The following is an 11400-nucleotide window of genomic DNA, read 5'->3' on the forward strand; positions in this document are numbered from 1 at the left end:
CGCGCTACACCATGGCCATGCGCTTCACGCCCCAATTCCTCGACGAGCTTCGTGCCCGGCTTTCGGTCTCCGAGGTCGTGGGCAAGCGCGTCAAGCTGAAGAAGGCGGGGCGGGAGTGGAAGGGGCTGTCGCCGTTCCAGCAGGAGAAGACGCCGTCCTTCTACGTCAACGACCAGAAGGGTTTTTACCACGACTTCTCCTCCGGCAAGCACGGCGACATCATCACCTTCGTGATGGAGACCGACGGTGTGCCGTTCGGCGAGGCGGTCGAGCGGCTCGCCGGCATGGCCGGGCTGCCGCTGCCGGCGGTGACGCCGGATGCGGCGCGGCACGAGGAGCGGCGCCGCACGCTGCATGACGTCATGGATCTCGCCGCAAAGTATTTTGCGGAAACGCTGGCCTCGCGCTTGGGTGCGAAGGCGCGCGGCTATCTCGCCGACCGCGCCATCTCGCCGACGACGCAATTGCAATTCCGCCTCGGCTATGCCTCGCCCGATCGCTTCGCGCTGAAGGAGCATCTCGGCAAGCTCGGCGTGTCCGTCGAGGACATGGTCGAGACCGGCCTGCTCGTTGCCGGCGACGACATTCCCGTGCCCTATGATCGCTTTCGCGATCGCGTGATGTTTCCCATCACCGATCTGCGCGGCCGCGTCATCGCCTTCGGCGGACGCGCGCTGGAGAAGGACGTTCCGGCCAAGTACCTGAACTCGCCGGAGACACCGCTCTTCCACAAGGGCGACAATCTCTACAATCACCAGACCGCGCGCAAAGCCACCCATGATGGTAGCCCGCTGATCGTGGTCGAAGGCTATGTCGACGTCATCGCCATGGTCACCGCGGGCTTTACAGGCGCGGTGGCGCCGCTCGGCACCGCGCTCACGGAAAGCCAGCTCGCCCTGCTCTGGAAGATGGCGGACGAGCCGATCCTCTGCTTCGACGGCGACCGCGCCGGACAGAAGGCGGCTTATCGTGCCGCCGATCTCGCGCTGCCATTCCTCGCACCCGGCAAGAGTCTTCGCTTCGCGCTGCTCCCCGAGGGGCAGGACCCCGACGATCTCGTGCGCACCAGTGGCCGCGGCGCGATGGAAGAGGTGATCGGCGCGGCGCGTCCGCTCGCCGACATGCTGTGGTCGCGCGAGCTCGAAGGCGGCAACTTTGCCACGCCCGAGCGCCGCGCCGCGCTGGAAGCGCGCATCAGGGAATTGTCGAACGGCATCCGCGACGAGGTTGTCAGGCGCTATTATCGCGACGAGTTCATCGAGCGGCTGCAGCGCACCTTCTCGCCGGACGGCGGGCGCGGCGGCTTTGGCAACAGGGGCGGTTTCCGCCAAGGGGGCGGCGGCCGCCCCTTCCAGCTCCGCGGCGGTCAGGCGAATCGATTCGGTGGGCAGGGCTTTGGAGGAGGCCGCCGCGGCGGCCCGCCCGGGCCGGCCCCGCTGCCATCGGGCCCCTACCAGGCGGCGAGCCCGCAGCTGGCGGCGAGCCCGATCATGCGCGGCCAGCGCAGCGCCATCTCCCGGCGGGAGGCGCTGATTCTGCAGTGCCTGATCAACCACCCCTGGCTGCTGCATGACCATCTCGAGGAGGTGGCAGCCCTGGAGATCGCCCATCCCGAGGCCCACAAGCTCCGGGCCGCCATTATCAGCGCCTTCGTCAACGATCATTACCACTCCCCCGACCCCGAGGAGCAGGCCGAGAAGATGCGCGGCGACCTCGAAAAAGGTGGATTATCTCAGGTTCTTCAACGGGTTGAGGGCGCCATCACCACCGCGGCGGTGTGGGGCGCCCGCGAGGGGGCGGCACGGGACGACGTTCTCTCGACCTGGCACCAGCTCGTTGCCTTGCATCGGCAATGGCATTCACTACTTAGAGAGCTGAAAGACGCCGAGCTGGCCTTGGGGGAGGACCCCAGCGAGGCCAATTTGGCGTGGCTGCGTGACGTCAAGGCTCGGATAGGAGAGGTCGACGGTACCGAGGCCCTGATCGAGGGTTTTGGCGAGCTGTCGGGCAGGTTCCAGAAGAGCGTGTGATGAAAGATTCATGCGGACGGCCGGGTTAGGTGTCGCTAAAAGACTCGCCAAATCCAAGGTTTGGCGGCAAAAACAGGGTTAATCGAGGCTTAACGGTCTTGTAGCACTTTGGCCCCCGCGGCCGCAGGCAGAACAGACGCGTCAGGAATGAATCCGCGCAACAGCTGTTGGCACTTCACCTGCATCCGCCGCGACAAAGAGGCTCACGAAGCGTTAGGCAAATCCGGCGAGAGAAAGGTCGGGGTGGCGAGATGTGTGCGCGCCGCCCTTTCCGTGTCGAGATCTGACGAAGCGAGAGCGTCGAGCAACAGGTTCAAGTGATTTCACGCAGGCGCAGCGCACGTCTGCATGAAACGCGTTTAGGAGCAATGGATGGCCACCAAGGCAAAGACGCTGCAGGCGAAGGACAAGGAAAAAGACGACAAGGCAGCGGACGCTCCCGAGAAGGATTCCCAGGACGCGCCGTCGCCCTTGCTCGATCTGTCCGACGCGGCAGTGAAGAAGATGATCAAGCAGGCCAAGAAGCGCGGCTTCGTGACCTTCGATCAGCTCAATGAAGTGTTGCCGTCCGACCAGACCTCGCCGGAGCAGATCGAGGACATCATGTCCATGCTCTCCGACATGGGCATCAATGTCACCGAAGCCGAGGATAGCGAAGGCGAGGAAGAGAAGGACGAGGCCGACGACGAGACCGATAACGAGCTCGTCGAGGTCACCCAGAAGGCCGTCACCGAGGTCAAGAAGAGCGAACCGGGCGAGCGCACCGACGATCCCGTGCGCATGTATCTGCGCGAGATGGGCACGGTCGAGCTGCTCTCCCGCGAAGGCGAAATCGCCATTGCCAAGCGCATCGAGGCCGGCCGCGAGGCGATGATCGCGGGCCTCTGCGAAAGCCCGCTGACCTTCCAGGCCATCATCATCTGGCGCGATGAATTGAACGAAGGCAAGATCTTCCTTCGCGACATCATCGATCTCGAAGCGACCTATGCCGGCCCCGAGGCCAAGGGCGGCATGAACACCGCGATGATCGCAGGTCCCACCGGCGAGAACGGCGAGGCGCCGGCCGAAGGCGAGGCGGCGGCTAGCGTCGCCGGCGCACCCGCGCATGTCGCGCCGCCCGCGGCGCCCCCGGCACCGACCCCGTTCCGCGCCGCTCCCGCCGCTGGCGCAGAGGCCGGCGAGGAGAAGGATCCGGCCGAGGCTGCGGCCGAGTCCGACATGGACGACGACGAGTTCGAGAACCAGATGTCGCTTGCGGCCATCGAGGCCGAGCTCAAGCCGAAGGTGGTCGAGATCTTCGACAAGATCGCCGACAGCTACAAGAAGCTGCGCAAGCTTCAGGAGCAGGACATCCAGAACCAGCTCCAGAACGAGTCGCTCTCGCCGCACCAGGAGCGCAAGTACAAGAAGCTGAAGGACGAGATCATCGTCGAGGTGAAGTCGCTGCGCCTCAACCAGGCCCGTATCGACTCGCTCGTCGAGCAGCTCTACGACATCAACAAGCGCCTCGTCTCGCATGAGGGCCGCCTGATGCGCCTCGCCGACAGCCATGGCGTCGCCCGCGAGGACTTCCTGCGCAACTACACCGGCTCGGAGCTCGATCCGCGCTGGCTCAACCGTGTCTCGAAGCTCTCGGCCAAGGGCTGGAAGAATTTCGTCCATCACGAGAAGGATCGCATCAAGGACCTCCGTCACGAGGTGCATCAACTCGCCGCGCTGACGGGCCTCGAGATCGTCGAATTCCGCAAGATCGTGCACTCCGTGCAGAAGGGCGAGCGCGAGGCACGCCAGGCCAAGAAGGAGATGGTGGAAGCCAACCTCCGCCTGGTGATCTCGATCGCCAAGAAATACACCAACCGCGGCCTGCAATTCCTCGACCTGATCCAGGAAGGCAATATCGGCCTGATGAAGGCGGTCGATAAGTTCGAATACCGCCGCGGCTACAAGTTCTCGACCTACGCCACCTGGTGGATCCGGCAGGCGATCACGCGCTCGATCGCGGACCAGGCCCGCACCATCCGCATCCCCGTGCACATGATCGAGACCATCAACAAGATCGTGCGCACCTCCAGGCAGATGCTCAACGAGATCGGCCGCGAGCCGACCCCGGAAGAGCTCGCCGAAAAGCTCGGCATGCCCTTGGAGAAGGTCCGCAAGGTCCTCAAGATCGCCAAGGAGCCCTTGTCGCTCGAAACCCCCGTCGGTGACGAAGAGGATTCACATCTCGGCGATTTCATCGAGGACAAGAACGCGATCCTGCCCATCGACGCCGCGATCCAGTCGAACCTGCGCGAGACCACCACGCGCGTGCTCGCCTCCCTCACCCCGCGCGAAGAGCGCGTCTTGCGCATGCGCTTCGGCATCGGCATGAACACCGACCACACGCTGGAAGAAGTCGGCCAGCAGTTCTCGGTGACGCGCGAGCGCATCCGCCAGATCGAAGCCAAGGCGCTGCGCAAGCTGAAGCATCCGTCACGGTCGAGAAAGCTGCGGAGCTTCTTGGATAATTGATCCGAACTTCAATCAGAACGAAAACGGCGGGCCAACAGCCCGCCGTTTTTCTTTGACCCGGCTCTCGCCACGTCATTGCGAGGAGCTCGCGATTGCGCTGATGCGACGAGGCAATCCAGGCTGCGGCTTGTACTCACCCAGGCGATTGCCCGACCGATGACCGCTTCTATTCCAACAGCAACGAAAGAGCGGACGGTGCCCGACTTCCGAGATGGGCCATGTGTGGACTCATGCATGCCTGTTTTGGTCACCGCATGGACCTATGTGGTTGGAACCGCGGAAAGGCGAATAACGAGCGCTCCCACCCGGTTTCGTCGTCCCTCACGAATTTCGTTCCTGAGGAACTCCTTGTTATTGCGCCAGTTCGGGCGTCAAGGCATAGTTCCTTCAGGCCCACGGCACGGGGTGCTGACGGGTCGCGCTGGAGACAGGCGCATGAGCGAAGAGTCGCATACTGCGCGGCGGCTCGCCGCAATCCTTGCCGCGGATGTGGTGGGATATTCGCGCCTCATGGGCGCCGACGAGGAAGGCACGCTGGCCGCGCTCAAAGGCCATCGCAAGGAACTCATCGATCCCCTGATCGCACAGCATCAGGGCCGCATCGTAAAGACGACGGGGGACGGCCTTCTCATCGAATTTGCATCCATCGTCGATGCGGTGCGCTTTGCGGTGGTGATGCAGCAGGGCATGAAAGATCGCAACGCAAACCTCGACGACAGCCATTGCATCCGCTTTCGCGTAGGCATCAATGTCGGCGACGTGATAGTCGAAGACGGCGACATCTTCGGAGACGGCGTCAATGTCGCGGCGCGGCTGGAGACGCTCGCTGAGCCCGGCGAGATCTGCGTCAGCGCCACGGTGCGCGAACACGTCGGTGAGAAGCTTCCCATCGGGTTCGCCGACCTGGGCGAGCACAGCGTCAAGAACATCGCGCGACCGGTCCATGTCTATCGGATCGAGACGCGCTCCGAGCCCAAGACGGCCTCCTCAGGCAATGCGGCCTCCTCAGGCAACCCGGGGCCTGCGATGCTCGCACTTCCTGATCGGCCTTCAATCGCAGTGCTGCCATTCGCCAACATGAGCGGCGATGCCGAGCAAGACTATTTCTGCGACGGCATGGTCGAGGACATCATTACCGGCCTTTCGCGCCTCAAGTGGATGTTCGTCATCGCGCGAAATTCGAGCTTCGTCTACAAGGGAAAATCCGTGGACGTGAAGCAGGTGGGGCGCGATCTGGGCGTGCGCTACGTCCTTGAGGGGAGCGTGCGCAAGGCGTCGAACCGCGTGCGCGTCACTGGTCAGGTGGTCGAGGCCGAGACGGGCCGGCACGTCTGGGCGGAGCGTTACGACCGCACCCTTGATGACATCTTTGCGCTCCAGGACGAACTTACGACAAGTGTGGTCGCTGCCATCGAGCCAAGTCTCCGCCAAGCGGAGGTCGAACGTGTCAAGCGAAAGCGGCCCGACAACCTCGATGCCTACGATCTGCTGCTCCGCGCCATTCCCGACGTCTATCCGGCCATGCCGGGTCGCGCCGCGAAGGCGCTGCCGTTGCTTGAAAGCGCGCTCAACCTCGAGCCGGACTACGCTGCCGCGCACGGCTTTGCCGCATGGTGCCATGAAATTCTTTTCGTACGCGGCGGCGCGCACGAAGAGAACCGGCTCGGCGCCGCGAGCCATGCCCACGCGGCCATTGCCAATGGACGCGACGACGCCACCGCGCTGGCGCTCGGAGGCTTCGCCCTCGGCCTCGTCGCGCACGACCGCGAAGCCGCGTCTCGAGCGTTCGAGGTGGCGCTGGCGCTGAGCCCGTCATGCTCGCTCGCCTACGGCTTCGGCAGCGTGGTGATGGCCACGGGCGGCGATGCGGATCGGGGCATTGAATGGGGCGAGCAAGCGCTCCGTCTGAGCCCGTTCGACCCCATGAGCTTCGGCCCGCTATTCGCCATCGCGTTCGGCCATTTCCAGCGCGCAGAGTATGAGGGGGCCGCGGAGGCGGCGCGCAGGTGCTTCCAGGCCAACCCCAACTGGAGCTACGCGCACATGCTGCTGGCGGCGACACACGCGAAGCTTGGGCGGGTCGACGCGGCCCGGGCGGCCGCCGCGCGCGTTCTGGAGCTGGAGCCGGGCTATACCATCAGTGGCATGCGCGCCGCCGCCGGCTTCCATCCCTCGATCGCCGAGCCCTTGGCGGAAGCGCTTCGTGTGGCCGGCCTGCCGGAATAGAAGCGCGCAACGAGTCCGTTCCGGTGTCAAAAGGCGACATTGAAACGAATGCGGGACCGACGTGGATGGTCATCCTTGCTGTCTCAGTTGGTGCAATCTAATCGTGACACCTCCCTGTGAAGGTCATCCACAGCGCGGCCGCAAGAACGGGCTTCGTAAAGTGGATGGGACGAGCAATCACCGGGTAGAGCTTGGCTGGGCGAACCAGTCGGCCAAGAAGTACACGAACGGTAGTTGGGGGAACGCACCGTCCGGCGGACATGTAGCTATTTTTGAGGGTTTTGTTAAACTGACGCGCTAACCGGGCACGCATGGGCGGGGTCGAGATGTCCCAACCAGCTTCCATTGCCGAATGGTTGACGGCCATAGGGATGCCCGAATACGCGACGCGGTTCGCCGATCACGACATCGACCTCTCCGTCCTCTGCCATCTCACAGATCGCGACCTGAAGGAGCTAGGCGTCTCGCTCGGTCACCGGCGCAAGCTGCTGGCGAACATTGCCGAACTGCCGGTCACGTCGAGCGCCCGTCCGAAGACGATGGCACCAGCGCCGCGCGACGACGCCCAGCGCCGTCATCTGTCCATCATGTTCTGCGATCTCGTCGGATCGACAGCGCTGTCGACCAGGCTGGACGTCGAGGACCTGCGTGCCGTCGTCGCCGCTTATCACCGGTGCTGCGCGGAGATCATCGAAGGCGAAGGTGGCTTCATCGCCAAATACATGGGCGACGGCGTGCTGGCCTATTTCGGTTATCCGCAGGCGAGCGAGCACGATGCCGAGCGCGCGGTCCAGGCCGGCCTTGCCTTGGTTGAGGCCGTACCGGGTCTCGAGACCCCCGCCAACGCGCCGCTCGGGGTCCGGGTCGGGATCGCCACCGGGCTGGTGGTCGTCGGCGACCTGCTCGGCACTGGCGCGGCACAGGAGCAGGCGGTCGTCGGCGAGACCCCGAACCTCGCCGCCAGGCTGCAGGCGCTGGCCAAGCCGGGCACTGTGGTCATCGCGTCCGGCACTCGCGACCTGACCGGCGGGCTATTCGAATACCGTGATCTCGGCACGGTCGCGCTTAAGGGATTCGACCGCGACATGCGAGCCTGGCAGGTGCTGAGCAGCGACGCGGCCGAAAGCCGCTTCGAGGCACTGCGTGCCGCCAGTACGCCGCTCGTCGGTCGCGACGACGAGACCGCGCTGCTCCTGGGCCGCTGGGAGCAGGCGAAAGCGGGAGAGGGCCGCGTTGTGCTGCTGTCGGGAGAGGCCGGCGTCGGCAAGTCGCGCATGACGCAGGTACTACTTGAATGCTCCGCCCAGGAGCCGCATGCGCGATTGCGCTACTTCTGCTCCCCGCATCATCAGGACAGCGCGCTCCACCCGCTGATAGCGCAGTTGAATCATGCGGCCGGCATCCGCCGGACCGACACCGACGGCGAACGCCTCGCCAAGCTCGAAGACATCATCGCGGAGGCGACCGACCGGGTCGCCGAGACCGCTCCGCTCTTGGCCGATCTCTTGGGCATCCCCATCGGCGACCGCTATCCGCCGCTCGACCTGACGCCCGCAGCGCGTAGGGCGAAGACTCTCGAAGCGCCGCTGACGCTGGCCGAGGGACTTGCCGCGCGGCGGCCCGTGCTCATGATATTCGAGGACGCTCACTGGAGCGATCCGACCACGCGTGCGCTGCTCGACATCCTCGTCGACCGGCTCGCGGTCCTGCGGGTCCTCCTCGTCATCACGTTCCGCCCGGAATTCGTTCCGGCATGGCGCGACCGCACTCACGTGGATCTGCTCAGCCTCGGCCGGCTGGCGCCCGACCAGTGCGTTGCGATCATATCCCACCTCACAGGCGGTAGGCTGCTGCCACGAGAGATCGCCGGCCAGATCCTGGACCGCACCGACGGCGTTCCGTTGTTCGTCGAGGAACTGACCAAGACCGTTCTCAAGAGCGGCTTGGTCAGGAAGGCCGGCAACGCCTATATCGCGACTGCCCTGATCGGACGGACGGCGATTCCGGAGACGCTGCTCGCCTCGCTGCTCGCCCGTCTCGACCGAATGCCGGAGACGCGCGATCTCGCCCAACTGGGCGCGGCGCTCGGCCGGCAATTCTCCTATGAGCTGATCGCCGCCGTCTCGGAACTGCCGCCAGCGCTGCTAGAGCGCTCGCTGGAGCGGCTCGAGAGCGCCGAATTAATCTTCCGGCGCGGCGCGCCGCCCGACGCCGAATACACTTTCAAGCATGCGCTGGTGCAGGACGCCGCCTACGCCACGATGCTGCGCGATCGGCGTCAGCGGTTGCATGGGCGCATCGCCGCGGTGCTCGAAACTGACTTCCCGGAAGTCCCGAAGCGCCAGCCGGAGACGCTGGCCCGTCATTGCGCCGAAGCGGGCCAGACCGAGAAGGCGGCGGAGCTCTACATCGCGGCCTCGGGCCGTGCCACCGCGGCCAGTAACAATGTCGAGGCGGCGGCGCACCTCAAACGCGCGCTCGCACTCGTCGCGACGCTTCCGCCGCGCGCTCCGCGAACCGTGGAGCTCAGGAACCGCATCATGGTCGGCGGATGGTGGTGGTCCGCCTGAATCCGATGAACCAGATGGAGAAAGCAAGCACGGAGAGGAGAAGGGAAATGATCGAGAGCTTCGACGGAAAAACGGCTTTCGTCACCGGCGCCGCCAGTGGCATCGGCCTCGCCTTGGCCCGCGCCCTTGCCTCGAAGGGCGTGAAGGTAATGCTCGCCGACATCGAAGAAGGCGCGCTCGACGCGGCCCTGCGCGACCTCAGGGATTCCGGAGCAAATGCACGGGCCGTCGCCTGCGACGTGTCCGACCCCATCTCCGTGATGAAGGCGGCGGATGAGACCTTCGCCGCGTTCGGCAAGGTCCACGTCGTCTGCAACAACGCCGGTGCCGGTATCGGCGGTCCCATCGAGGCCATCGTCGAGACGGACTGGAATTGGCTCACGGCCGTCAACCTCATGGGCTCGGTCCATGGCATCCAGGCGTTCCTGCCACACATCAAGGCGCATGGCGAAGGGGGGCACATCGTGAACACCGCGTCCTTGGCTGGCCTGCTTGCTCAACCCGGCACGGGCCCGCACAATGCGACCAAAGCCGGCGTGATCTCCGTGACGGAGACCCTCGCGGCCGAGCTCGCCGGCACCAAGATCGGGGTCAGCGTGCTGTGTACGGCGTTCGTGCAAACCCGCATCGCCACAAGTGTCCGCAACCGGCCATCGCGTTTCGGCGGACCGTCCGACGAGCCGGCCAACCCTCAGATGGCTATCCTTGTCGCCGCCGGAATCGATCCGGCCTTCGTGGCCGAGCGCGTGTTGGCCGGGATCGCGGATAACGACCTCTACATCCTGACGCATCCGGAATTGCGCGACGTCATCGCCGGCCGCTTCGACCGGATCCTGGCCGCGTTCGACAAGGCGGCGCTGTTCGAAACCGCGCCTCCGGAGGCAATCGCCGCGCGCGCCTAATCACCAGCAAATCTCAACACAGGAGGCGACTATGAGTTTTTCCGGAGCATTTACCGACTTGAACGCCAGGTTTACCGAGACCGTCAACGGCCATGACCCCCATCGCTGGGCGGCCTTGTTTTCCGAAGATGCCGTTCTCATTCCCGCCGGAGAACCGAGCGTGACCGGACGCGCGGGCATCGAGACATGGGCCGAGGGCGCGATGAAGATCTGGAACCACCTCGAGATTCACGACGGAGGAAGCTGCTCGACCGAAGGAGACGTGGTTTGGGAGCAGGGCACCTGGACCGGCAACATCAACGTGCCCGACGCGAAGGAGACGATGGACATCAGCGGCAACTTCCTGCTCGTTGCCGAGAAGGAAGGCTCCGCCCTGCGCATCAAGGCGCATACCTGGAGCGTCAACCCGCCCAACTGACTCGCCTCAAAACGAGCGCGCAGAACAGCATCGGTCCTGGATCCTGCGCAGGTCTTGGACCGATGCAAGCGCTCGCCCGCTTCGAGGGTTTATGTTTACTGCAAATCTGCGAAGGGGCTCTCCTAGAAGCCCTACGGTTTCTTCGATGTCCGTTCAGGGTCAGTCGCGTCGCTTTTGGCTTGTCTCCGACATTTGCGGTCCTGCCTCAACTGCTGACGTGCCCGCCGCAACCTTCGCCGATGGGCCAATAAGCGACATTTCGAAATGAGAGAGGCCAACTGAGCCGGTCTCAACGCGGAAATCCCTTCTTCTCAGATCTTTCCGATATTGGAGTTTCTGGCGTCGTGAAGGCTCTTTATCAGGGAGGACAGTGCTTGGTCGGCCTCGCTGTAGCCGCCAGCACCAGCGATCCTGTCGAGCTCTGCAATTGTCAGCTCGCGCTTCTCGTCATTCAGTTTGATTGAATTCCGATCACGAATATCGCGCATCGTCGTTCCCTTTAATCTCTCGATGAAGACCAACCTCAGCCCGTAGCCGATGGGATACCCGACGCCGAGATTGCAGGATGTGATGAGTGTCACGTAGCCGACATCTGGATGTCCTCCTTGGGCCCCAGTAACGGAATTCCTGAACTCCGGTCGGACCATGCCCCAGATGGGTCATGTGTGGACGGCTCCGGGTTGGCAAGAAGAATCTTCACTTGCAGCATTGGTCGGAGCAGCCATGTGTTCGGCCTGTTTGTG

At 64.3% G+C, this 11400-nt stretch carries 7 protein-coding genes; 6 read left to right on the forward strand and 1 reads right to left on the reverse strand.

From position 1 onward, the window contains the following. Window positions 1–17: 17 nt before the first annotated feature. The 6 genes from dnaG (at window position 18) to XH80_RS00515 (ending at window position 10657) form a co-directional block, all read left to right on the forward strand. On the forward strand, window positions 18–2030 hold the full coding sequence (dnaG, locus tag XH80_RS00490) for a DNA primase (protein WP_271596906.1): 2013 nt from the start codon (window positions 18–20) through the stop codon (window positions 2028–2030). 372 nt (window positions 2031–2402) lie between these two features. Further along, window positions 2403–4541 carry an RNA polymerase sigma factor RpoD gene (gene rpoD, locus XH80_RS00495; protein ID WP_057753130.1) on the forward strand — a complete coding sequence of 713 codons (2139 nt, stop codon included), beginning with the start codon at window positions 2403–2405 and terminating at the stop codon, window positions 4539–4541. Between the two features lie 243 nt (window positions 4542–4784). Next, window positions 4785–6767, forward strand: coding sequence for an adenylate/guanylate cyclase domain-containing protein (locus XH80_RS00500; protein WP_271596902.1), 1983 nt, complete (start codon window positions 4785–4787; stop codon window positions 6765–6767). Window positions 6768–7093: 326 nt separating this feature from the next. Beyond that, entirely contained in the window at window positions 7094–9337 is a 2244-nt protein-coding gene (locus XH80_RS00505) for an AAA family ATPase (RefSeq protein ID WP_271596903.1), read from the forward strand. A 47-nt stretch (window positions 9338–9384) separates the two neighbouring features. Then, window positions 9385–10239, forward strand: a complete 855-nt coding sequence (locus tag XH80_RS00510) for an SDR family NAD(P)-dependent oxidoreductase (protein ID WP_057753134.1) — start codon at window positions 9385–9387, stop codon at window positions 10237–10239. Window positions 10240–10270: 31 nt separating this feature from the next. Further along, window positions 10271–10657: a YybH family protein gene (locus XH80_RS00515; protein WP_057753135.1), complete on the forward strand. Its 387-nt coding sequence runs from the start codon at window positions 10271–10273 to the stop codon at window positions 10655–10657. 311 nt (window positions 10658–10968) lie between these two features. Here the strand turns inward: XH80_RS00515 and XH80_RS00520 are convergent, their stop codons facing one another. Next, window positions 10969–11238, reverse strand: coding sequence for a hypothetical protein (locus XH80_RS00520; protein WP_220004626.1), 270 nt, complete (start codon window positions 11236–11238; stop codon window positions 10969–10971). Between the last annotated feature and the right edge of the window lie 162 nt (window positions 11239–11400).

It is taken from the genome of Bradyrhizobium sp. CCBAU 45384 (genome assembly GCF_028128665.1).
Classification (GTDB): Bacteria; Pseudomonadota; Alphaproteobacteria; order Rhizobiales; family Xanthobacteraceae; genus Bradyrhizobium; species Bradyrhizobium manausense.

Bases quoted from the DNA above. Each gene is read 5' to 3' on its own strand.
- dnaG (WP_271596906.1), top strand. From the start codon at position 18: ATGCGCTTCACGCCCCAATTCCTCGACGAGCTTCGTGCCCGGCTTTCG.
- rpoD (WP_057753130.1), top strand. From the start codon at position 2,403: ATGGCCACCAAGGCAAAGACGCTGCAGGCGAAGGACAAGGAAAAAGAC.
- XH80_RS00505 (WP_271596903.1), top strand. From the start codon at position 7,094: ATGTCCCAACCAGCTTCCATTGCCGAATGGTTGACGGCCATAGGGATG.
- XH80_RS00510 (WP_057753134.1), top strand. From the start codon at position 9,385: ATGATCGAGAGCTTCGACGGAAAAACGGCTTTCGTCACCGGCGCCGCC.
- XH80_RS00515 (WP_057753135.1), top strand. From the start codon at position 10,271: ATGAGTTTTTCCGGAGCATTTACCGACTTGAACGCCAGGTTTACCGAG.